The sequence below is a fragment of the Paenibacillus sp. FSL R7-0312 genome, assembly GCF_038004445.1.
In the GTDB taxonomy this organism is placed as follows: Bacteria; Bacillota; Bacilli; order Paenibacillales; family Paenibacillaceae; genus Paenibacillus_AQ.
Genome location: NZ_JBBORE010000001.1, coordinates 748,215 through 770,807 on the forward strand (window position 1 = coordinate 748,215; position 22,593 = coordinate 770,807).

The 22,593-nt window shown below is 52.1% G+C and carries 18 protein-coding genes; 7 read left to right on the forward strand and 11 right to left on the reverse strand.

The features are described 5' to 3' along the window. Positions 1-81: 81 nt before the first annotated feature. Together MKX70_RS03185 and MKX70_RS03190 are read left to right on the forward strand one after the other, a co-directional pair. The gene (locus tag MKX70_RS03185) at positions 82-456 is read left to right on the forward strand and encodes a hypothetical protein (RefSeq protein ID WP_042232193.1); all 375 of its coding nucleotides are present in this window, start codon (positions 82-84) and stop codon (positions 454-456) included. A gap of 304 nt (positions 457-760) precedes the next feature. Then, positions 761-1,432 carry a GTP pyrophosphokinase gene (locus tag MKX70_RS03190; protein ID WP_042241412.1) on the forward strand — a complete coding sequence of 224 codons (672 nt, stop codon included), beginning with the start codon at positions 761-763 and terminating at the stop codon, positions 1,430-1,432. 75 nt (positions 1,433-1,507) lie between these two features. Here the strand turns inward: MKX70_RS03190 and MKX70_RS03195 are convergent, their stop codons facing one another. From MKX70_RS03195 to MKX70_RS03205, 3 genes are all read right to left on the reverse strand, one after another. After that, a complete protein-coding gene (locus MKX70_RS03195; RefSeq protein WP_052415940.1) occupies positions 1,508-2,296 on the reverse strand; it encodes a hypothetical protein in 789 nt (262 codons plus the stop codon). Between the two features lie 34 nt (positions 2,297-2,330). Further along, positions 2,331-5,420, reverse strand: a complete 3,090-nt coding sequence (locus tag MKX70_RS03200; RefSeq protein ID WP_042232192.1) for a DEAD/DEAH box helicase — start codon at positions 5,418-5,420, stop codon at positions 2,331-2,333. Between the two features lie 636 nt (positions 5,421-6,056). Next, on the reverse strand, positions 6,057-8,504 hold the full coding sequence (locus tag MKX70_RS03205) for a glycoside hydrolase family 31 protein (protein ID WP_042232190.1): 2,448 nt from the start codon (positions 8,502-8,504) through the stop codon (positions 6,057-6,059). 225 nt (positions 8,505-8,729) lie between these two features. Here MKX70_RS03205 and MKX70_RS03210 point away from each other — a divergent pair, with 225 nt between their 5' ends. Continuing rightward, a complete protein-coding gene (locus MKX70_RS03210; protein ID WP_042232188.1) occupies positions 8,730-9,494 on the forward strand; it encodes a TspO/MBR family protein in 765 nt (254 codons plus the stop codon). A gap of 181 nt (positions 9,495-9,675) precedes the next feature. On the opposite strand, the gene MKX70_RS03215 is transcribed toward MKX70_RS03210, so the two are convergent. The 6 genes from MKX70_RS03215 to MKX70_RS03240 form a co-directional block, all read right to left on the reverse strand. Beyond that, the gene (locus MKX70_RS03215) at positions 9,676-10,056 is read right to left on the reverse strand and encodes a RidA family protein (protein ID WP_039309789.1); all 381 of its coding nucleotides are present in this window, start codon (positions 10,054-10,056) and stop codon (positions 9,676-9,678) included. Positions 10,057-10,164: 108 nt separating this feature from the next. After that, entirely contained in the window at positions 10,165-10,827 is a 663-nt protein-coding gene (locus tag MKX70_RS03220; RefSeq protein ID WP_042232186.1) for an oxidoreductase, read from the reverse strand. 29 nt (positions 10,828-10,856) lie between these two features. Beyond that, positions 10,857-12,131, reverse strand: a complete 1,275-nt coding sequence (locus MKX70_RS03225; protein ID WP_042232184.1) for an MFS transporter — start codon at positions 12,129-12,131, stop codon at positions 10,857-10,859. Positions 12,132-12,248: 117 nt separating this feature from the next. Beyond that, a complete protein-coding gene (locus MKX70_RS03230) occupies positions 12,249-13,646 on the reverse strand; it encodes an ATP-binding protein (protein WP_042232180.1) in 1,398 nt (465 codons plus the stop codon). A gap of 126 nt (positions 13,647-13,772) precedes the next feature. Continuing rightward, on the reverse strand, positions 13,773-14,039 hold the full coding sequence (locus MKX70_RS03235; RefSeq protein WP_042232178.1) for a hypothetical protein: 267 nt from the start codon (positions 14,037-14,039) through the stop codon (positions 13,773-13,775). Between the two features lie 56 nt (positions 14,040-14,095). Then, on the reverse strand, positions 14,096-14,299 hold the full coding sequence (locus tag MKX70_RS03240; protein ID WP_039309803.1) for a CsbD family protein: 204 nt from the start codon (positions 14,297-14,299) through the stop codon (positions 14,096-14,098). Positions 14,300-14,779: 480 nt separating this feature from the next. On the opposite strand from MKX70_RS03240, the gene MKX70_RS03245 reads away from it, so the two are divergent. From MKX70_RS03245 to MKX70_RS03260, 4 genes are all read left to right on the forward strand, one after another. Continuing rightward, positions 14,780-15,694: a hypothetical protein gene (locus tag MKX70_RS03245; protein WP_042232176.1), complete on the forward strand. Its 915-nt coding sequence runs from the start codon at positions 14,780-14,782 to the stop codon at positions 15,692-15,694. Positions 15,695-15,743: 49 nt separating this feature from the next. Beyond that, positions 15,744-17,621, forward strand: a complete 1,878-nt coding sequence (locus MKX70_RS03250) for an FAD-dependent oxidoreductase (RefSeq protein WP_042232174.1) — start codon at positions 15,744-15,746, stop codon at positions 17,619-17,621. A 233-nt stretch (positions 17,622-17,854) separates the two neighbouring features. Beyond that, a complete protein-coding gene (locus MKX70_RS03255; protein WP_042232171.1) occupies positions 17,855-18,304 on the forward strand; it encodes a hypothetical protein in 450 nt (149 codons plus the stop codon). 18 nt (positions 18,305-18,322) lie between these two features. Then, positions 18,323-19,303 (forward strand): polyprenyl synthetase family protein, encoded by a 981-nt coding sequence (locus MKX70_RS03260; protein WP_042232169.1) that lies wholly within the window; start codon positions 18,323-18,325, stop codon positions 19,301-19,303. Between the two features lie 936 nt (positions 19,304-20,239). On the opposite strand, the gene MKX70_RS03265 is transcribed toward MKX70_RS03260, so the two are convergent. Next, complete coding sequence (locus tag MKX70_RS03265; RefSeq protein WP_042232167.1) at positions 20,240-21,124, reverse strand: UbiA-like polyprenyltransferase; 885 nt, start codon at positions 21,122-21,124, stop codon at positions 20,240-20,242. 18 nt (positions 21,125-21,142) lie between these two features. Further along, the gene (locus tag MKX70_RS03270) at positions 21,143-22,438 is read right to left on the reverse strand and encodes an aspartate aminotransferase family protein (RefSeq protein ID WP_042232165.1); all 1,296 of its coding nucleotides are present in this window, start codon (positions 22,436-22,438) and stop codon (positions 21,143-21,145) included. Between the last annotated feature and the right edge of the window lie 155 nt (positions 22,439-22,593).

Genomic DNA, 22,593 nt, shown 5'->3' on the forward strand with positions numbered 1-22,593 from the left:
AAAGTCCCTGACAGATTCATTATTTGTCGTCAGGTGTTAAATACTACATGACGAACATTATCGAATAATGGAGGGATAACATTGCCTAACGATAACCATAAACGATATTTCGTATCCGTGAATCATGGCCTGATTCAGGATGTGCGTAACGACTCGAACGAATTTGAGGTTCTGCTCTCGGATGAAGAGCTTACCGTGCTCCAGGATCTTCTGAAAGGTCTTGCCGGTGAGGACGACTATGCCTTCCGGCGTGCTTTTGTCCCCTATAAATCAGCCGATCATGATGATGCTGCGGAGCAGTTTGACGATGCCACCATTCATCTGTTCCAGTATTTGCATGACCACGGCACAGACGAAACGCGCCGGCTCATTGATGAAATGAATGTTCTGCAGAGGCTCGGAAATACCGGCTATCAGGATGAAGGGTACGGCGGCGGTTCTCCGACTAACAAGTAGAAACGCCTCTGCCGCCCTAATCTGGAACGTAAAGCCCCGTCCCGCCAGATAGATAGGCCTATAGTGAGCTAATACGCTGCTGCGGGAAGAATGTTTCTCTTCGGCTTCATCCGGCTTTGTTTTGCTTCCGGGGCTGTACTTCGGTTAAAATAGAATCACATAAACTGCAGCGCATTTTATGCGAACGCCGTAGTCATCCGTTCATGGTCTACAGTCACAAATAACGAATACCGGGAGAGTTTCAGTGGAAGAATACGATAGTACACAGGTTACACTACACAAGTTGCAGGTCCATGTGAAGGATATGCAGAAGTGGCAGGTACACGAAGATTTTGCCAAGCAGGTTGAGAATTTCAAAGCTTTGCCGGCGCTTTACCGACATGCTCTGAATGAGCTTGAGAATAAAATTGATGTCATCCGTACAGAGTGGCAGGTACGCGACGGCTTCAGTCCCATTGAGCATGTGAAGTCACGCATTAAGGAACCGAAGAGCATTGTACAGAAGATGGAACGCAAAGGCCATGATTTCACGCTGGAGAATATGGAGCAGCACATTCACGATATTGCAGGTATGCGGATCGTCTGTGCTTTTGTGAAGGATATTTACCGGCTGGTGGATCACCTGTGCGCGCGCGAGGATATCCGCGTGCTGGAAATCAAGGATTACATCGCCCATCCGAAGCCAAATGGCTACCAGAGTCTGCATCTTATCGTCGCCATCCCCCTTGTGCTGCTGGAAGGAACCCGCTGGGTCAAAGCCGAAATTCAGCTCCGTACACTCGCTATGGATTTCTGGGCCAGCATGGAGCATATTCTCTACTATAAATTTGACAAACAGCTACCGCCGCATGTGGCTGAGGAATTAAAAGAGGCTGCACGTGCCGCTGATGAACTGGATCAGAAGATGCTCCGCCTGCGCCGGGAGATCCTCGAACTGTCAGAAGCGGATGGCAAAAGTAATGACCCCTTAGTATAAATATATTTGTATACAATAAAGGCAGTACTTTAACAGCTAGGATGTTAAAGTACTGCCTTTATTGGCGTTGTGCGCTTACAATTTATTCAAGCCAGCCGCACGTTTGGCGGCGGCTTCCGATACCCGGCGCATCAGCAGGGCAAGTCCTTCCCGGGCCTTAGGCGTCTGCGGCAGCAGCGAGCTCCAGTCCTCTTCCGGTTCAATGACATCAGGCATTGCCGGAAATGGCCGGGCAGAGATCTCATGAAACAGCGGCCCCGGCTGATGGAGCGAGCCCTCCGCAGCCGCCTCGGCCAGCCATTCTCCCGAGGACACCGCCGGACCTTTACGTTCCAGCCGGGCCAACTCGGAAGCAAGCGTTACAGGGGGAGGAGCCCCCTCTTCAATAACCCGCTCATTCTCCTGCTCCGCCCAGAGAGCAAACACCCCGGAGAGCAGTTCCTCCTTGGACAGGCCGCGCAGGGCAAAAGCCAGCAGCGGCTCCTTCGTTAGCTGCTGCTTCACCCGAAGCAGCAGCTCCCCGGCGGGCAGCAAGCCTGTGCCTTGTTCATTGGCCGCCTCTTCGAGTTCAGCATCAGCAGGCAGCACCTCAAGGGCAGCAAGCCCGCCTTCCAGGCTGCCCTGGAGCAGCTCATACAATTCACCCGGATGCGCAGAGAGCTGTAGCAGCACCTCATTCTTCCGGGCGGCCGTCCATTCCGGAATATGCAAAGTGAACACCGCGCGCTGCGCTTGTTCCTCTGCAACTGCACCGGGTTTGCCGTTCCGTCTGCCTACACCTTCCGCAGCGGCGGTTCCCAGGCTCCCGGTGGCTTTGATCTTTCCCGGCAGCACCTCCAGCTTCAACTCCAGCAGTTCAATCATGGATGTTCCCCTCTTTCTGCCATACAACTATCATTTACATCCAGTCCTGTCCTTGCAGTTCGATAAGCTCCTTCAGCTCATGGTTGGACATTTCGGTCAACCAATTCTCGCCGGAGCCGACAACCTGCTCGGACAGACTTTTTTTACGTTCAATCAGTTCATCGATCCGTTCCTCCAGCGTTCCCTGGCAGATCAGCTTATGCACCTGAACATTCTTGTGCTGTCCGATCCGGAATGCCCGGTCCGTAGCCTGGTTCTCAACTGCCGGGTTCCACCAGCGGTCGTAATGCAGCACATGATTGGCCCTGGTCAGATTGAGGCCTACGCCCCCGGCTTTGAGGGACAGGACGAAGAATGCAGGACCCTCCCCCTCCTGAAAAGCATGCACCATCTCGTCGCGTTCACGCTTCGGAATGCCGCCATGCAGGAAGAGCGGTGTCTCCCCGTACCTTCTGGCCAGCCGGCTGACGAGCAGCTCGCCCATCGCCACATACTGCGTGAAGATCAGCGCAGACTCCCCAAGCTCGGAGATGCTGTCCAGCACCTCGAACATCACATCCATTTTGCCGGAGGGCTCACTGCGCAGGCTCCGGCCGTCATCCTTGCGGAACAGCTGCGGATGATCACAGATCTGCTTCAGCTTGGTCAGGGAGGACAGCACCAGCCCCCGCCGGGCCATGCCCGACCGCTCACCGATTACGCCAAGCATCTCATCCACAACGCCCTGATACAGGGCTGCCTGCGTTTCTGTTAGCGGACAATACGACTTCAGCTCGATCTTCTCGGGAAGATCCTTCGAAATATCGGGATCACTCTTCAGGCGCCGCAGCAGGAATGGAGATACGAGACGGTGAAGCTCACGCAGCCGTTCCCCGCCTTCGCCAGATACATACCGCTGGCGGAAGGAATGATAGGTTCCGAGATACCCCGGATTCAAGAAATGAAAGATCGACCACAGCTCGCCTAGCCGGTTCTCTACCGGGGTACCGGTCATCGCAATCCGGTGCGGCGCGGTCAGCTTCATGACACTCTGCGCCTGTTTGGTGCGGTGGTTCTTAATATACTGCGCTTCATCCAGCACAACGGTTGACCAGCGCACCCCGGCCAGATCCTCACTGTCCCGGCCTGCCAGATGATACGTAGTCAGTACAATCTCATGGCTGGCGGCAAGCTCGGTGAATCCTTCTCCGCGTACCCGACGGCCGCCATGATGGATATGCACACTAAGCGAAGGTGCAAACCGCTGCAATTCCCGCTGCCAGTTCCCCAGCAGTGAGGTCGGGCAGAGGATAAGCACAGGCTCCCGCTTCTCTCCCGGCGGCGCATTCAGCGCACGGTCCAGCAGGCAGGTGATCACCTGCACGGTTTTGCCAAGCCCCATATCATCGGCCAGACAGACCCCGAAGCCAAGGCCGCTAAGCGCCGTAAGCCATTGATATCCCCGTTCCTGATAAGGCCGCAGGGTACCGTTCAGATCATCCGGCACCGGACGCATGGGCAGCCCGCGCAGCACATCGCCATGCATAAGAGAGGCCAGTAAACCGGAGGTCTCCATGCCCGTGACCGACATGCCCTTCCATAGCCGTTCTTCGCCATCCTCGGCTTCCAGGCGCATCCAGTCTGCTGCCGTCATCTCTCCGCTCTCGTTGCGCTTCATATATCTCAGGACCTGACGGACCTCCTTCGGGTCCACTTCGATCCATTCACCCCGGAAACGTACAAAAGGCACTCCGGCTTCCACCAGCGCATTCAGTTCGTCCTCGCTGATCTCCGAATCGCCCAGGGAAGCTTCGATGCGGAAGGAGATCAGCTCCTCCATGCCCAGCGCTGCTTGTACAGGCCCATCCACTCCGCCCGGCGGCGGCTGCATCTTCATTCTCATCCCGATCCGCCGCCGTCCTTCGCGGCTCCAGCGTGAAGGCATCTGCACCGTAATTCCCCGTTCACGCAGCTGCTGTACACTCTCCTTCAGGAAGAAATACAGCCGCTCCGGAAGCAGCTCCACCCCGCGCGGCGCCGGTTCGGCCAGCGCTCGCTGAATGTCCGGGGAGATCTTGGCTGCCCGCCCCAGCGCAGCAAGCAGCTGCTGCTGAATGTTGCGGTAGCGCTTGCCCCACAGCGTGAATTCCCGTTCCCGGCTGCTCCAGACCGCTTCGGCCGGAATCCAGAATTCACCTTCCTCCCGGCTCTCCGCCCAGAACGTCAGCCGCCACAGCTCACTGTCGGTTGCAGGCGGCTCCAGCCGCAGGCCCAGGCTGAGCTGTCCGCTGCGTGCTTCCTCCGTCTCGAAATGCGGCACCTCGTTGCCTGCCGTCTCACTCACGGCAGCCAGAAGCTCGGTCACTTCAGCCGGAGTCCCCTGAACAGGGATATCCCGGCTGCCGGTCAGCAGACTGTTCCACCACAGCTCAGTAAGCGGCGAGTAACCGCGGCGGTAGTTCGCTTTGAATGGACCCAGTGCGCTCTCGTTGGCCGCGACCACATTCTTGATCTCCGCTGTCATCACAGCCTGCAGGAACGAATAGAGCACATACCCGCCTGCTTCCTCCCGCGAGGACAGATCCCCCTCCTCGGCTACGTGAGTGCCGAGCGCAAGCACCGGCATGGAAGCCGCCATCTGCAGGAAGAATTCCTTATCCGCCTCTTCCCGGAAAGCCGGCGACCAGCATACCGCTGCCGCCTGCTCGCCGCCGCGGCGGCGTGAGCCCACCTTGCGCGGCGGCTGAGCGCCGGGGACAATCCCGCCCTTGCCCATCAGCTCCAGCGCAAACCGGGCCGCAGCCGACCAGTAGCGCAGTTCTCCGCCCGGCTCTATGCCCTGGGCGCGGCTTGCCTGCTCATCCCAGGCAAGGAGCAGCTCAAAAGCGTCCTTGGGCGACAGGGCCAGCCCTTCAAGGGTGCGCCCCGGCATTCCGCGCCGCGCCGTCTTCCCTTCCACGGCGGCGGCAGCAGGATACTTCACTTCCGCCAGCCGCAGCGCAGCACCCGCAAAAGGACGCCAGCCACTCCGAAATTCCAGCCGTTTAATCACGCGTGTCCACGCGTCCACCTTCGGCTCAGAAGTTTCACCCGAGAAGCAAAATAATACGTCCCCTAACCATATTGCATACAGATGCTTAATCATTGATGATCTCCATTCTTTTAAGCAAACAGAAAGAGCCAGTCCGTCCCAGCGGGAAGACTGTTTCCTTCTCTGCGAGAAATATATTATGAAGCTGTACTAGCAGCAGTAACTGTACAGCCATCCCATTGTGGTTATCACTGCAACTTTTTTCTTCATCCCTTCATCTTATACGAAAAAGTCTACATTTAAAAACTTTTCTGCACGTTTTCTGCAGAAAATCTGCAGATTCTTTTGCAAATCTCCCTCATCCGCAGTTCCGGCAGCATTCCGGAGAGGCCTCTCAGACCCAGTCGCAGCTGCTTGAAGTCCGTATTTATGACTAATTTTAAACAAGCACCCGTTCAATCAACGGTGGTCAGATCAAATAATTCAAAATGTTGTATGTATTACAACTCTTTGATCCCATAATAAGAAGGTTTCCGAAAGGAATGTTGTATTTTATGCAGAAATTTAAGTGCTCTTTTTCCAACTGTTGTTTATCAGCGGGCCCGTCATCAGCCAGCAGGTGGAGATAATCCACTTATTCCGGTCCTTTGCATCGTCCGTGTCCGACAGAACTGATTTTTTCCAGGCAACACAAAGAACCGTCCGCCCCCTCTTTGCAAGGCGAAGCCGGCTCTTTATAAACTAAAGGGGTTACTTGTTCGCTTGAATCCGCAGCTCCCCGCCGTCGGCAGCATCCGTTACCTGTACAATAATCGCACCTTTCCTGCCGTTATAAACCCAGCCCGCTTTGCCTTCCTCCAGCTGTTCCAGGGTGATCTCCTCAAGTCCGTCCACCGCCGCCACGGTGAAGAACGGATAACAGAGCGCAAACCGCAGCATCTCCCGGCGCGGCTTATAATCATGCACGCCATATCCCCATTGCAGCACCAGGGCACCTTCGGTACCTGTAGCCTGCACGGCAAGCTCTGTATATTCCCCTTTACGGTAACCGAAGCTGTGCCCGTCATCCTCATACAGCTTGAATGCCGCCGAGAATCCTTGGGCAGCTTCCGCTCCGTACAGATGGAAGGTGACCGTCTCTTCCGTGTCCTCCAGCGCATACTGCTTCAGCGGACCTTCGGCCGTGAAGCTGCCTGCCTTCACATACATCGGCATAATATGCAGCGGCGCAGCAGCAAGAATATGACGGCCGCCTTCGTGAATCTTCCCGTCCCAATAGTCAATCCAGCAGCCTTCGGGCAGGTAGACCGAGCGGTGATCTGTATCCGGGCGGTAGACAGGGGCAATCAGCACATTCTCGCCAAGCAGGAACTGATCGCACAGATTGGTCACATGCGGGTCACGCGGATATTCAAGGATAAGCGGACGGATCACAGGCAGCCCGCACATCTCCGCCTCATGAAACAGATTGTATAAATGCGGCATCCAGCGGTACCTCAGTCCGATGAATTCGCGCAGAATCCCCTCCACTTCTTCCCCGAAGGACCAGGGCTCCTGACGCAGCGTTCCGATGGAGGAATGATTGCGGCAGTATGGGAAAAAGACGCCCATTTGCGTCCAGCGCACCAGCAGCTGTGCAGACGTATGATGGGCGAATCCGCCGATATCCGGCCCCGAGAACGCCAGCCCCGACAGCCCCATATTCAGCACCATCGGCATCGCCATCGCCATATGCTCCCAGAAGCTGCGGTTATCCCCGGTCCAGACGGCGGCATACCGCTGAATGCCCGCATACCCGGCACGGGTCAGCACAAAAGGACGCTCGCCCCCCATATGCTCGGCCAGTCCCTCATACGTTGCTTTTGACATCATCATCCCGTACAGATTGTGGTATTCCTCATGGGTAACGGGCCTGCCGTTGTTGAAATGCATCACATCGAGATCCATCGTCTTGGTCTCATTGAAGACCGCCGGCTCGTTCATATCATTCCAGATCCCCTGGATGCCCAGGTCCGTGTAATACTTGTGCAGGTCGCCCCACCACTCGGCGGTCCGGCTGTCGCTGAAATCGGGGAATGCGCTGATCCCCGGCCAGACCTCGCCGAAGAAGATATCGCCCTCCAGACGGCGGCAGAAATGCTTCTCCAGCACACCTTGCTTATACACCTCGTATTTGGGGTCTTTTTTGACACCGGGATCCACAATGGGCACGATCCGCACACCCAGCTCCCCGAGTTCTGAGATCATTCTCTGCGGGTCCGGGAAGTTGACGGGGTCAAAGGTGAATACGCGGTACTCGTCCATATAATGGATATCGAGATAAATGACATCACACGGAATATGCTTCTCACGGAAGGTCCGGGCAAGCTGTAGCACCTCCTGCTGGTTCATATAGCTGTAGCGTGACTGATGGTAGCCGATCGCCCATTTAGGCGGAAGCGCAATCCGGCCGGTGAGCGAGGTGTATCTTTTGACAACATCCTTCATCTCGGGCCCGTTAATGAAATAAATGTCATATTCCCCCGTAGAGCAGCCAATAGTAAAAGCAACGCCATGCGAACGCATGTCGAAATCACTCCGCCCCGTATTGTCCAGAAATAATCCGTAGGTGAGATCGCCGTGCATGTGAATGAGCAGCGGAATAGACTCATAGAGCGCTTCAATCTCCGGCAGATGCGGGGCAAAAACATCGGTATTCCAGTTCGTATAACGCTCCCCGCGTTTATCGAGGAAGCTTGACTTCTCACCCAGTCCGTAAAAATGCGAATCCGGCTGCATATCATACTCCGCATGACTCGCACCGCGCGGGTTCCAGCTGGTCAGATTCTGCTGCATAATCACCGTGCCCGAGGTATTCTCCACACGGAGAAGAAACGATGTTTTCTCGATAATCAGCCGGATGGCACTTGTGGTGAAGATTAGCTGATCCTCTGTCTCATCCACAGGAAACAGATGCGGGATACAGCTCTCATTCATCACCGCCTCCGATGTGGTCAGGTCCGGAACCTCACCATGGAAGACTTTCATCCGGAACATATCATCGCTCAAAAAGATAAAGACAACCCCCGCGCATTCCCCCCGGCAGATATAAACATTCTCCGACCGTTCCCAGGAAACCACGCTTCCCGGAGTGTTCCAAGTCTCCTTCATTACGAGTGGTCCCATCTTCTCAGGGCGTATCGCCTCGCTGCTCTCCATGCCTTTTGTCCCCCTTCGGCTATTGCCTGCTTGATCTTCATCGTTCCCGTATTAGCTCTTCTTCTCTACATATTACCCCGAGCTTACGGAATGCTATCCGTTAAATTCATGACCTGTTGGTCATTTTTTTGCGGGAGATAGTCTTAATTGCTGTTAAAGCGGGTATATTCTATGTAGGCCAAGGATAGGCACATGCTAAATAACCTAATTTAGGGAGTGACAAGAATGAGAAGAAGCAATCCTTATAAGTGGTGGAATCTGCTGCTGTACCTCGGCATGATTGCCGTCAATACGCTGTCGGTGGCGCTGCCGCTTGGCGGGAACAGTACTGGAGAAATTTCAGACAGATATCATACTTACATTACACCGGCCGGCTACGCATTCTCCATCTGGTCTCTGATCTACCTGCTGCTCGCCGGGTTCATTATTTATCAGTTCCGCAGTGATACCGGAGGCAGAGATTCCGTGCAGCATATAGGCATCTGGTTCGTGCTCAGCTGTATATTTAATATGGGCTGGCTATTTCTCTGGCATTATTTGTACATTGAGCTGTCGCTGGTTGCCATGGTGCTTATGCTGGTTTCACTGATTGTAATCTACCGCCGTACCCGCAGCATCCCGGACCCTACCTCCGGCGAGAAATGGCTGGTTAGACTGCCCTTCAGCATTTATCTCGGCTGGATCTCTGTAGCTACCATCGTTAATGTCAGCATCGTGCTGGAGAAGAACAACTGGGACGGCTTCGGGCTAAGCGATTCACTCTGGGCTGTAATTATGCTCTGTGTAGGTGCAGTGCTGGCTGTTATTGTAAGCTTCCCTCACCGGGACAGCATTTATCCGCTCGTCTTCGTCTGGGCCTTCATTGCCATTGCTATTGAACAGAAGGATACAGATAATATTTTCTTCACCGGGCTGATTGCTGCAGGACTTCTGCTGCTCTACAGCATCTGGCTGCTGCTCACCCCGCCGCGTACCCGCAGCAGATATTGACGATATCGGTGAAAAGACATAAGGCTGCCCCGCTCCTGTATAGGGTCGGGACAGCCTTTATCATTGCCGGCTTACCGGCCGATTTCATTATTCCACACTAATCCGCAGCAAAAATCCCACGCACCTGCAAAGAGGTACATGGGATTCGGCCCGGCATTTCGGGTTCTATCTTCAGTAAGGCTTATTTTTTGCGTGCTACCGCTTCGATCTCAACAAGTGCATCCTTCGGCAGACGCGCCACTTCGACTGCGCTGCGGGCCGGATAAGGCTCAGTAAAGAAAGTGGCGTATACTTCATTAACAGCTGCGAAATCATTCATATCCTTCAGATATACCGTTGTTTTGACTACATGCTCCATGGATGCCCCGGCCTCTTCAAGAATGGCCTTCACATTGCTAAGCGACTGGCGCGCTTGCTCTTGCACATTGTCCGCCAGTGCTGCCGTTTCCGGGTCCATACCAAGCTGGCCGGAGGTGTACACCCAGTTGCCGGCGGTGATTGCCTGGCTGTACGGTCCGATGGCCCCCGGGGCTTTGCTCGTTGCTACCTGCTTTTTACTCATGTCTCGCTCCTCCTGCTTGTTGTACGCAGCCTGCGGGCCGTTATGTACATATCATTTTATGTTTCATTGTAAGTCCTGAGGTCTGTTTATTGCAAACCTGCTGAAGATCTAATGCTTGCCGATCACATGAATCACATCATTGGTATAAATATGCACGCCGCCTGTATCGGCAAGGGCAATATTCCTCATCGCCCGCGCCACCTTGGCAGCGGGGATTGCCCGGTACTTCGCAGCTTGGCCGACCATAGCGAAATCCAACCCCCTCATGATTACGGAAGCGACACGTTCTCCCAGCCTGAATTCCTCGCGTTCTCCCAGCAGCAGCGAAGGCCGGAACAGATGTAAGCCGTGGAATCCGGCAGCAATCAGCCCGTCCTCTGCCCGCCCCTTGGTCCGGCTGTAGAAGTTGCGCGATTTCGCGTTCGCTCCTATAGAGGACACTGCCAGGAACTGCTTCACACCATAGGCCTTGGCCAGAGCCGCAGCAGCAAGCGGATAGTCCAGATCCACCTTCTCGAATTGCTCCTGTGAACCTGCCTGCTTAATCGTAGTTCCCAGGCAGCAGAACACCGCGTATACTCCGGCGAACTGCTCCTTATATTGCTCCAGCTGTTCCCAATCGGTCTCAATCTGCTTGAGCCTCTTATGCTCCAATTGCAGCGGCCGGCGCACCAGTACGCGGACCTCGTCCCAATCCCCGTTCAGCAAATCCTCCGTCAGTGCCCTGCCTACCAGACCCGTGGCTCCCAATACTACCGCAATTCTTGTCACCGGGCTGCCTCCTTATTCAGAATATTCTTCTATTCATCCCGCAAAATACGCCGGCCCAGCAGCAGCGCCAACGTGATCATCAGCGTCCCTACCACAAGCTGCATTCCATACACCTGCGTCCATTCGGGCCAGTTCTTAATCCATTCGTAGATCCGGCCGCCCAGCAGCGGACCAAAAAATGCCGCGAGGCCGGTGAGCGCCGCATACATAGCCATATACATCGGCCGTTCCTTCTTCGGCGTATCCCCGATAATGAAATTGAAGGCCAGCTGGTTGAAGCCGCCTACGCCCATGCCAAATACAATATGCGCGGCAAACAGAACCGGTAGCATCGGCAGTACGGATAGCAGTCCCCACATCAGGGAGGAGAGCGCGATGATCGGCAGGGTCCAGAGCAGCAGCCTTTTGTTGCTGTATTTGGCGTTCAGGTTACCCCATACATAGAAGCTCCCCATCATGAAGATCGTCTGCGATACATTGAGCAGTGACAGCTTCTCATAATTGATATGAAGCAGCTGAAGCATCACATAGGAATACAGCGGCACGGTCAGATTCTGCAGCAGCAGCCATGCGGACAGGAACAGGGTGGACTTCATAAACAGCTTATCGTGAAGCGGTTTTTTGAGCATCGGCAGAAAATCTTTTTCTTCTGACTTCTCAAACGGCACATCCGGATAGAAGAAGAAAACAACAATATTCGAGATTGAGAAAATCCATACGACAATATACAGAATTAGAAACCCGTGTCCACCCGGATAACGGTCCAGAATAATGCCGCCCCCGTACATTACCAGGCTTCCCAGTGCATTCAGAAACGTATTCCGGATGCCGAAATACCGGCCTCTGACCCGTGCCGGAACCAGGTCGCTGATGACAGAACTCCACAGCACACCGCCTGCCGTATTAGCAATGAATGCTATGGTATACATTACTATGAAAGCAGTAACCCAGTACTCTTGCGGAAAAATAAACGGCACAAGACCGGTGGATCCCCAGAGCAGTCTGTGCAGGCCGATAAAAGTCACCATAGCCCATTTGCGGCTTGGCAGCTTCTGGATCAGGAAGGCTACGCCAATCTGCGCTACGTTCACCAGTGTGGTAAGTGCCAGGACGAATCCGATCTGACTGGAGCTCGCCCCCAAATATAACAGAAAGCCTGTCAGGAACTGCCCCTGCAGCAGCACCTGAAATATTGTGGATGGTATCCCCTCAAAAGTAGCGATCTGCAGATTCTTGCGGTGTATCGAGGCCTTGCGTACTTCCTTGGAGCGGTTCCGCAGCGGCCGGTTTCTCATGATGTTCATGGGGTGATAACACTCCTTTGATGCGGCTTTTGCTTCATTCTACTCCGCATCAATCTCCTGTCAATACACCGAAATCACAAATAAAGTTGGAGCCCGGAATCTACCCATACTCTAAGGTTATAGCGGCAAATACAGGGAGAATAAGCTTCCCTGTCCCTCGCGGCTGTGCAGGGTAATGAACCCGCCAAGCAGTCTGGCCAGATCATTGCTGATCGACAAGCCAAGCCCCGTGCCGCCATACTTACGGCTGATATTTGAATCCGCCTGCTCGAACGCTTCAAAGATCAGATCATGCTTCTCCGGGGGAATGCCAATCCCGGTATCCTGCACCTCAAAGGCGACCCATTTCCGCGAGGAGAGCCCCTCTTGCCGTTCCACTACGCGGACATTCACCGATACACCGCCTGTCATAGTGAACTTGAAGGCATTTGAGAGCAGATTGCGGAGAATTTGCTGCACCCGCTGGGGATCCGTATAGATAACCCCCGGCATGTCTGCATCCAGTGAAATATCGAAGGCCAGCTGTTTCTGTTTGGCTACCACACTGAATTGCTGAAGAAGCAGATCAGGGATCTCACTGACATTGAAGTCTTCATTAATAATATCCAGTTTTCCGGCTTCTACCTTGGACAAGTCCAGAACATCATTAATAAGTGAGAGAAGATCTTCACCCGAGCGGTGAATAATCCCTCCATATTCTGACAGCTCTTCTACACTCAGTTCATCTTCGCTTTCTTCAATTAGCTGGGACAGGTTAATGATACTGTTAAGTGGTGTTCTCAGCTCATGGGACATATTGGCCAGGAACTCCGACTTGAACTGCGAGGCAAGCATCAGCTGCTTGGCCCTCTCCTCCAGCACGATTTTATTCTTATGAAGCTCCTCCGTCTGCTCTGACAAAAGCTCATTGGCTCTAACGATCTGTCCGGTGCGCATCAGATCCAGCTGGAAGTCGCGGATAATCAGCGCAAACAGCACACTGAGAGCAAAGCCCGCCGGGAACGTGACCGGCAGGATATCCGTTATGTATTCCTGCGCAGGGATGACCCCAAATACCGTAATATTCAGCGCATTCACAACATTTACCACCAGGACAGCAATTAGTCCCTTTTGGATCACAGAGGCAGAAGAACGCTGCATCCAGAGGCTCAGGCCGGCGCAGACGAAGCCCAGGATAGATAAATTCAGCACGCCTACCACAGCTGCTTCGGTAACACCGAAGGTCAACCGCGTAAGCCCGGTGCCGACTCCAATAATGATCAGGACCAGAGGCTGGGGGTATGCCAGCGTAGAAATAATAAGCGGCACAAACCGCAGGTCAAAGATCACATGCTCGTCCAGTCTATATCCGAAAATTGTACTTACCCAACCGGCGAAGATCGCAAGCAGGACCCAGCTCACTTTCTTCACAGGTTCTGAAGCATAGGTCACAGTATGTTTGTATATTAAGTTTGCCAGATAAGACAATGTAATCAGCAAAGCGGTATTTACAAAAAATATTTTTACATATTCCATAGCCTCACTCCTGCAGCAAAAAATGATATAACAACGATTATTATTTATACTATCATAGAGGAATGAAATCATGAAGCCACATTGCTATTGCATATGTATAGCCTGTCCGCAGAAGAAGAGCGCAAATCAGATACGATTTGCGCTCTTCTTCTGCGGTGTGAACCAGGGCATCCTTGCCTTCCAGCGCCTTTTGGGTACGGAGGCTCCGCCTTTGCCGCCAAGTTCTATAAAAGATGCCTCATTCAGATCAGCTTCGGCCGGTGTCCACATCTCTGCTTCCGGCAGTATATAGTACCGGGGGTGATAGGTGCTGATAGTATCTCCTTGCTGAGTCAGCACCCGGTTAGCATGAATCTCAATAATCCGGCCTGTAACGACCAGGGAATCATTCATACACATCCGCCTCTCCCTGCATTTGTGGTGATCTGATCTGAGGCCATATTCTTCGTTTATCTGCGGATCGACTGCTCCCAGTTGCGGTATTCCGCCTCTGCATCATCCTTGGAATGGCCGTAACGCTCCTGCAGCTTACCTACCAGTTTATCTTTTTCGCCGTCTATTACATCGAGGTCATCATCCGTCAGTTGGCCCCACTGCTTCTTGGCTTCACCTTTGATCTGCAACCATTTACCTTTCAGCACATTATTGTCCATTACAAACTCATCTCCTTAGCTGTCGGTTATTGTTGGCATAAGCTATGATTCTCAGTGAATTATTACCCGTCGGCCCTTTGTGTGAATCCAAAACTACGGGAAAAGCCCCATAATAGAACTGCAGCGCAAACCGCAAAGAAAGTCATAGTTTGTCACATAATAGTCTTTTAATAAGCTGTTCATATATTTTAAAATTTGATATACTTCAGAAGTAAAATTATTATCGTTTAAGTGATTATTTTCACATGAGTATTTCCCAGCTTGTGCTAGAATGCCATCGAACAAGAAACGAGATAATTAAATTTTTTCTTATTACCTGCCGATATATGTCGTATGCCTGCTACAAAAAGGGACCTTAGACCGATTCCAAAGTGACAAATGTCATTTATAAAGTGATTTTTATCACTTCCATTTACTATTAAAATGTTTTACATTTTAATATATATATTTTAAACTATTTTCTTTGGAGGTCATATCAAAATGAAAAAAGCTTCTGTAATCTTGTCGAGCGCTCTGGTACTTGGCACATTGCTAGCCGGTTGTGGCAACAACAATGCGGGCAATGCTGCTGCAACAAATGCACCTGCTGCGACTACTGCTCCTGCAACTGAAGCAACTACTGCTCCTGCTGCTGATGCCGGAACCGAAACAGGCAAATACCAGGACGGAACCTACTACGGAACAGTTGATGTCGATGCAGAGACTGGTTGGCAGACTTTTGTTCTGCTCACTGTAGAAGGCGGCAAAATCACCAAGGCTGACTGGAATGCTTTCAATACCAAAACAGCGGGTGATCTGAAGAAAAAAGTATCCGAAGACGGTAACTATGGTTTGGTAAAAATTGGAGGCGCTCAATCCGAATGGCACGAGCAAGCTGCCCTTACTGAAGCTTACCTGATTGAAAAACAAGATCCGGCAGCACTCGCTTTTGATGCTGAAGGACATACTGACGCTGTATCCGGCGTATCTGTACATGTTAGTGACTTCGTAGGCGCTGCTCAAGCTGCTCTTACTGCTGGTCCAGTACAAGTGGGTCCTTACAAAGACGGCGGTTACAAGGCTGAAGGCGAAATGGATGCTGAATCCGGCTGGAAATCCACTGTAGCTCTATCCGTTGCTGGCGGTAACGTTGTAGCTGTTAATTTCAGCGGCGTGAATGCTGCAGGCGATGATAAGAAACAATATTCGGTAGACGGCAAATACGGCATGAAAGCCGGCGGCGCTTCAGCTGAATGGCATGAAGAGATCGCACTTGCTGAGAAATACTTCCTTGAAAATAAAGGCGCAGCTCCTACCCTGGATGCTGAAGGCAAAACCGATGCAATTTCCGGCGTATCTATCCACGTTGGCGAATATTTCACACTGGCACAAAAAGCACTTGAAGGCGCGAAATAATTATTCGCTATCCTTTTGCAGCTAATCAGATGAATGAGGTGAGTTTCTCTTGAAGAAAATAGTCATTTTGGGCGGCGGCTACGGCGGCGTACTCACGGCTAAGAAACTGGCAAAGAAGTTTAAGAACGACAAAGATGTAGAAATCAAACTGATCGACCGAAATCCATACCACACTCTCTTGACTGAGCTGCATGAGGTTTCTGCGAATCGCGCACCTGAGGATTCGATCAAAATCGACTTGAAGAAAATCTTTGCCGGCCTGAAAGTGGATGTTGTTCTCGACGAAATCAGCAATATTGATTTCAAGAACAAGAAGCTGAAGTCCGACAAAGCTACCTATGCTTATGATTACCTGGTAATCGGCACAGGAAGCAAACCAACCTTCTTCGGAATTCCCGGAGCTGAAGAGAATACCTTCTCCTTCTGGTCTTATGACGATGCAGTTGCCCTGAAGCGTCAAATCCGCGACATGTACACCAAAGCTGCGAAGGAAAAGAATGCGGCAGTACGCCGTTCCATGCTGACCTTCGTAATCATCGGTGCCGGCTTCACTGGCGTCGAGCTGGTTGGTGAAATGGCTGAGCAACGTGAAGAACTGTGTAAGGAATTCTTCATTGATCCTTCCGAAGTAAGATTGATTGTAGCTGATATGGCTCCGAAGATTCTGCCTATCCTTCCAGAGAAGCTGATTCAGAAAGCCGAAGCCCGCCTGCGTAAGATGAACGTAGAAATTGTTACCGGCGCCAAAATCACCGAAGTAGGCACAGGTTCTGTAGCCCTCGGTGAGAAAAACATCGTGGATGCTCAGACCATCGTCTGGACTGCCGGTGTTGAAGGCTCCGAAATCGTTGGCAGTCTTGATGTTCAGCAGCAAGGCCGCAAACGTATCGTTACGAATGAACACCTTGAAAGTGTTGACCATAAGAACGTATACGTTGTAGGGGATAACATCTTCTTCATCCCTGAAGGCGAAGAACGTCCAGTTCCACAAATGGTTGAGAATGCTGAACAAGCTGCACCTATTATCGCAGGCAATATTACTGCCGATATCAAGGGCACGCCTAAAAAGGCTTACAAACCAGGATTCCATGGCACCATGGTTTCGATCGGCAGCCGCTACGGTGTAGCGAACGTTGGTCTTCCGGGCAAATTCTTCATGCTGACCGGCTTCATGGCTATGCTGTCCAAACATTTCATCAATATGTTCTACCTGTCCCAGGTTGTAGGTTTCAACAAAGTATGGACTTACATGATGCACGAGTTCTTCCACGTTGAGAACCGCAAGAGCTTTGTCGGCGGATACTTCTCCAAGCGCTCGCCGAACTTCTGGCTCGTTCCGCTCCGTATGCTTTTGGGTGGTATGTGGCTATATGAAGGTATAGAGAAGATCAGAAAAATCTGGGTTGATCCCAATAAGATTTTCCTGATTCCTGCAGCTCCTTATGCAGACGCTACTTCTGCAGCCAGCGTGGCTGTGGATGCCGTTAAAGACACCGTAGATGCCCAATCTGCAGCTTCCGCAGTATCCACTGCCAAAGAAGCAGTATCGGCTTTGCCGGTTCCAGGTTTCATCTACGATATTTCTAACTGGTTCATGGATCTTATGTTCTACAACCCGGACGGTTCTTACACCTTCCTGGCTAAATGGTTCCAAATCGGCATGGTTTGTGCCGAAATCGTCTTCGGTGTTATGCTTATCGTTGGTTTGTTCACAGCTATTTCTGCCCTGGCTACTATAGGTATGGCGGTTATGATCTGGACCACCAAGATGGCAGCTACAGAAATGCTCTGGTACGTTGCGGCAGCTATTGCCTGCATCGGCGGATCCGGCAGCGTGTTCGGCCTGGATTACTATGTTCTTCCTTGGCTCAAGAAGCAGTGGAAGAGAATCCCGCTCGTCCGGCGCTGGTATCTGTTTACCGACTGACGCTTTGGGTAAGTTTTTTCTGAGCACCGCTTAATTATAGCACCGACTTATGTGCATTCTATGTTGCTGCATGAATATGATGTTCTTAAGAGTAATGTGTCCCTTGGACACATTACTCTCCTTGTTTATCAAGGTGAAAGCCCATATCTGCATAAAAATGTACAGAATGGTTTTGTAGGGATAATCAGGGCTGTGGTTTCTTCCGGCAAAACCGACAAGAAGGAGAGAATCCTGTGAACAAAAAACTCATTGAAGATACATTCCGGATGCTTCAGGCTGAAATGTCAAAGGTCGCCGGAATTCAGTTGTATCTCTCTCCGGCAGAATGCGAGCAGTTGCTCTCGGTACTGGAACGCCATGATCTGGAATATGACCGCAAAGTCCATTTGCTAGGTATTTATACCATTCTTACCGTGGCTGCACAGCGCCATATGGAATGTGTCCCACATCATCCTGACCTGACCCGTAGCATTTTGGATGGAGATTACCTATACAGCTTTTACCTGCAGTTTGCAGTGAAATGCCGAGAGCTGGATCTGGTTGCATATTTGGCTCCCTCAATCAAAAAAATGCAAATTGGACGGTCAAATGGAGATTTCACGGAACAGGATCCGGCCCAGGGGTTTGATGAATTCCTCATTCAGGAGCGCAGACAGCGAAGCCGCACAAGCAAAGCCATTTGACAGGTGGGAACACAAAAGATGAAGCTGCACGAAGCTTTGCATATTGATCTGAATGAAATTAACCGCGAAATTAAGAATTTGGTGACCCGCGATAAGGATGTTCCCAAAAAGTCGCTGCTGGCGCAGAGTATTCTTGAACTGACCGGCTCTGGCGGCAAACGGCTACGTCCGCTGATGGTCATAGTCGGCAGCCGGTTCGGACGCACTCCGGCCGGACGCAGAACCCTGCAATTATCCGCAGCCGCTGAATTCATCCACGCCGCCTCATTGATTCATGATGATATTATTGACGACGCCGAACTGCGGCGGGGCGAGCCTGCGCTGCATACCAAGACCGGCATCTTATCTGCTGTGCATATCGGCAATTATATGTCCGCCCGCGTCATTGAGCTGCTAAGCAAGTACTCGGGTGATAAGAACCGTTACGTTCACGATCTGTCTTCTGTGGCCACTGCCCAGTTATGTCTGGGGGAATACCAGCAAATGGAGCATGCCTTTGATTACAATCTGACACTGGAGCAATACCTGGAGAAGTCCCGTAACAAAACAGCGCTGCTGATGGCTACCTGCCTGCGGGTAGGTGCACTATCCACAGAAAGCACCGAAGAAGTCTCCGATCTTCTCTATAATTTCGGCGAAGCGCTGGGCATGTCATTCCAGATTCAGGATGATATCCTAGACTTCACGCAATCTGCGGATGTGCTTGGCAAGCCCGCTGGCAGCGACCTGCGCCATGGCCAGGTTACCTTGCCTGTACTCTTCGCCCTGCAGGACCCTGAGCTTGCTCCTGTGATCCGCCGGATTGGCCCCTCTTCTTCTTCCGAAGAGATTGCGCATGTCTTGGAGCTGATCACAGCCAGCGACGCTCTGGCCCGCACAGAAGCTGTCAGCCAGGACTACCTGTCCCAGGCTGCAGCGATCGTGCAGCAGCTCTCCAGCTTCCCGGCGCATGCCGATCTGGAAATCCTGCTGCAGTATTTTGCTGGACGCGACCGGTGAACCGGAACTGTTGTCCGTGCAGCAGGATAACCTCTGAACACCGCATGAATTACTAAGTAAAACGGGCCCTTTAGGGCTCGTTTTTTTTGCTTTATGCCCCCCCCCGCCTTTATCCCAGCGATTTTTTTGATAATCCTGCACAGAATACAACATTCCCCTCATAAACTCGGTCCTAAACCAAAATTGTTGTACAAACTGCAGCATTCCTTCTTCTCCAAGCCTCTTAACGGAACAATTGTTGTATTTCATACAACAATCCGTCCAAACACCCTACTATTGATGAATCAGAGTTGTAATACGTACAACATTATACTCGCACAGAGTTACTCAGGTACTTTATAGAGACCTAAACTATACAAGAACCCCATAGGTACGATTCATTCGTGTTTTTTGATGGATTCTACTGTACGCCGTGCAACAGAACTAGTTAAGTGGGGCGTTAATTTTACCGGTTTGATGTTGCTAATCAAGCGAACGCAGCAAAGCGAACGTGAGCGTGTTTAGCTTAGTGGCTTTTTTGGTTTGCTTTTGTGGGTTGTCCCTTGGGGGTTATTCTTGGGGGTTTCTCTTGGCGGTTTCTCTTGGGGGTGTCTCTTGAGGTTGTCCCTTGGGGGGGTGTCTTACGGAGGCAAAAAGAAAAGCGCGAAGCCAAGCTTGTCGCGCTCTTTGCTGCCCACCCTTGCTGGGTAGCTTGTTGTCTTTTTGAAGTTAATCTTGCCTGGGGAGAGGTTAGGACGGAACGGAGAGGAATTTTGGAACTGGAGAAGCGTCAGCGTTCGCCTTTAACTTCGGATTCCTACCGCAAACAGCGGTTCAAATCAGGGAATCCGAAGTTAATAGCGATCGGAGGTCCAAATATTCATCGCAGTGCAGCCTCCCAACCTCTACCGCGCTGCCGGCAGCCAGCCACCAGCCGCCAGCCGCGCCCCACGCATACTAGTTAACGTAAAAATAATCAATCAACGTACATAGCAATATCACCATACTGATCACCTGGTTCAAATTATAAGAAGCCACCTTCATCATCTTACGGTTTGAAGGCTTAATGATCTTGTGCTCTGTCATCAGCAGCAATGTAGCAATCCCGATGCCGACCAGATACATCCAGCCAAGATCACGCCAGAGGTACAGGAACAGCAGCAGCATAATCATAATGAAATGCAGCCCCTTGGAGATCCGCAGCGCGTTCTCCAGTCCGAAGAAGCTCGGAATGGACCATAAGCCATTTTTCCGGTCGAAATCGATGTCCTGGGTCCCGTAGATGATGTCAAAGCCGGCAATCCAGAGCATGACCACTGTTCCGATAACAAATGGAGTGAACGCAATATTGCCCGTTACTGCAAACCAGGCGCCGATAGGCGCTGAAGCAATAACGAAGCCCAGATACAGATGGCTCAGGAAGGTAAAGCGTTTCGTATACGAATAGGTCGAGATCAGCACAATGGCCACCGGGGACAGCAGCAGGCAGAGCAGATTGAGCATCCCGGAAGCGACAATAAACAGTGCATAGTTGATGATGATGAACAGGATAACTTCTTTCTCAGCGAGCAGACGCTGCGGCAGATGCCGGTGTGCGGTACGCGGATTATTGCCATCAAAGGTACGGTCCACCAGGCGGTTGAACGCATTGGCCCCGTTACGCGCGCCGATTAGAGCGATCAGCCCCCACAGCATCATATGGCCGGAAGGCCAGCCTCCCGCCGCCCATACCATCGAGATGATGGCAAAAGGCAGGGAGAATAGCGTATGGGAGAACATAACCAGCTCGCTGAACATTTTCAATTTAAGTGCCGTATGCTTAAAAGCATTAATGATAACCATAATGTTGTGCCTCTTTCTTCAATGAATCGCTTGCTTGACCAGGGACAGCACTTCATCCAAGGCAGCAAGCATAGCATCAATATTCTCTGCAGTGACAACCAGGGGCGGCTGGAAGGCGAGAACATTGCGGCCTATGCCGTTTTTGCCGATCAGATAGCCGCGGTCCTTCATTTCTTCGAGCACATTGTCCGTCCGCTCAGCAGCGTCTTCAGCTTCAGAGCCGGCAAGCTCGGCACCCAGCATGAATCCGGTTCCCCGCACATCGGTAATCAGCGCAGGATAGCGCTCCTGAAGCCGGAGCAAGCCCTTCTTCAAACGTCCACCCAGCTCAGCCGCACGCTCCGGCAGCCGCTCACCCTGGATATAATCCAGCACAGCAAGCGCCGTGGCCGCAGATACAGGGTTGCCCCCGAACGTCGAGGCCGAAGGCTTGTTCAGTGAAGCCGCAATCTCATCTGTAGTCGAAAATGCGGCGACAGGCACTCCGTTGCCCAGTGCCTTAGCCATGCTGATAATGTCCGGAACTACGCCGAAGTGCTCCATGGCAAACATAGCTCCTGTACGGCCATAGCCGGTCTGAATCTCATCGTCGATCAGCAAGATACCATACTGCTCCAGCAGCGCCTTCACCTCACGGAAATAAGACAGGGCAGGCATAATCATGCCGCCATTTCCCTGAATCGGTTCGACGATCATGGCGGCGATGGTATCGCCTTTCTCCGTGAGAACACGCTTCAGGCTCTGAATCGACCGCGCAGCGGCCTCTTTCAGCGTCATCTCCGGATGATACGGCCGCTCAATGAACGTCACATCTTCATCCAGGTAAGCGTCTGTCCGCCACATTTGCAGGCCGGTCACGCTCATTGTAAGATTGGTCCGGCCATGCAGGCCGGCTTCCAGGGCAATGAAGCCTTTGCGTCCGGTATGCATCCGGGCCAGAAGCAGCGCCCCTTCATTCGCTTCCGAGCCGCTGTTAACGAAGAAGGTCCGGCGCAGAGCGCCCGGCAGCAGACCCTCCAGACGCTCGGCCAAGTCTACATTCGGCTGAGTCAGATAGACGGTCGAGGTATGCTGCAGCTGCTGCAGCTGTGCTATTGTGCGGGAGGTAATCGCCGGATTGCAGTGGCCGCAGGCGACAACTGACACCCCGGCGAAGAAATCCGTATATTCTTTGCCGTTCTCATCATACACGTACTGCATGCTTCCGCGTACCAGTTGCGGTGCATCCCGGTAAAAATGTGCGGTGCACGGGTAGAAGTATTGCTTTCTTTTGGCGGCTACCGCATTTCTTCCAATGATGTTGCTCTGTTCCATGAAGGTTCCCTCACTTTCAGCTGCTGATGATCCAAGATGATGTCCATGATGTGGATAAGAAAATATGATTCAGGCTTACTATATTGTGAAAAAAATTACTTATGAATGCGCCGCTACCGTTATTATACTCGCCATTGTGTTATTTTAAAATTGAA

Bases quoted from the DNA above. Each gene is read 5' to 3' on its own strand.
- MKX70_RS03190 (WP_042241412.1), top strand. From the start codon at position 761: ATGCAGAAGTGGCAGGTACACGAAGATTTTGCCAAGCAGGTTGAGAAT.
- MKX70_RS03195 (WP_052415940.1), bottom strand. From the start codon at position 2,296: ATGATTGAACTGCTGGAGTTGAAGCTGGAGGTGCTGCCGGGAAAGATC.
- MKX70_RS03200 (WP_042232192.1), bottom strand. From the start codon at position 5,420: ATGATTAAGCATCTGTATGCAATATGGTTAGGGGACGTATTATTTTGC.
- MKX70_RS03205 (WP_042232190.1), bottom strand. From the start codon at position 8,504: ATGGAGAGCAGCGAGGCGATACGCCCTGAGAAGATGGGACCACTCGTA.
- MKX70_RS03210 (WP_042232188.1), top strand. From the start codon at position 8,730: ATGAGAAGAAGCAATCCTTATAAGTGGTGGAATCTGCTGCTGTACCTC.
- MKX70_RS03215 (WP_039309789.1), bottom strand. From the start codon at position 10,056: ATGAGTAAAAAGCAGGTAGCAACGAGCAAAGCCCCGGGGGCCATCGGA.
- MKX70_RS03225 (WP_042232184.1), bottom strand. From the start codon at position 12,131: ATGAACATCATGAGAAACCGGCCGCTGCGGAACCGCTCCAAGGAAGTA.
- MKX70_RS03230 (WP_042232180.1), bottom strand. From the start codon at position 13,646: ATGGAATATGTAAAAATATTTTTTGTAAATACCGCTTTGCTGATTACA.
- MKX70_RS03235 (WP_042232178.1), bottom strand. From the start codon at position 14,039: ATGAATGATTCCCTGGTCGTTACAGGCCGGATTATTGAGATTCATGCT.
- MKX70_RS03240 (WP_039309803.1), bottom strand. From the start codon at position 14,299: ATGGACAATAATGTGCTGAAAGGTAAATGGTTGCAGATCAAAGGTGAA.
- MKX70_RS03245 (WP_042232176.1), top strand. From the start codon at position 14,780: ATGAAAAAAGCTTCTGTAATCTTGTCGAGCGCTCTGGTACTTGGCACA.
- MKX70_RS03260 (WP_042232169.1), top strand. From the start codon at position 18,323: ATGAAGCTGCACGAAGCTTTGCATATTGATCTGAATGAAATTAACCGC.
- MKX70_RS03265 (WP_042232167.1), bottom strand. From the start codon at position 21,124: ATGGTTATCATTAATGCTTTTAAGCATACGGCACTTAAATTGAAAATG.
- MKX70_RS03270 (WP_042232165.1), bottom strand. From the start codon at position 22,438: ATGGAACAGAGCAACATCATTGGAAGAAATGCGGTAGCCGCCAAAAGA.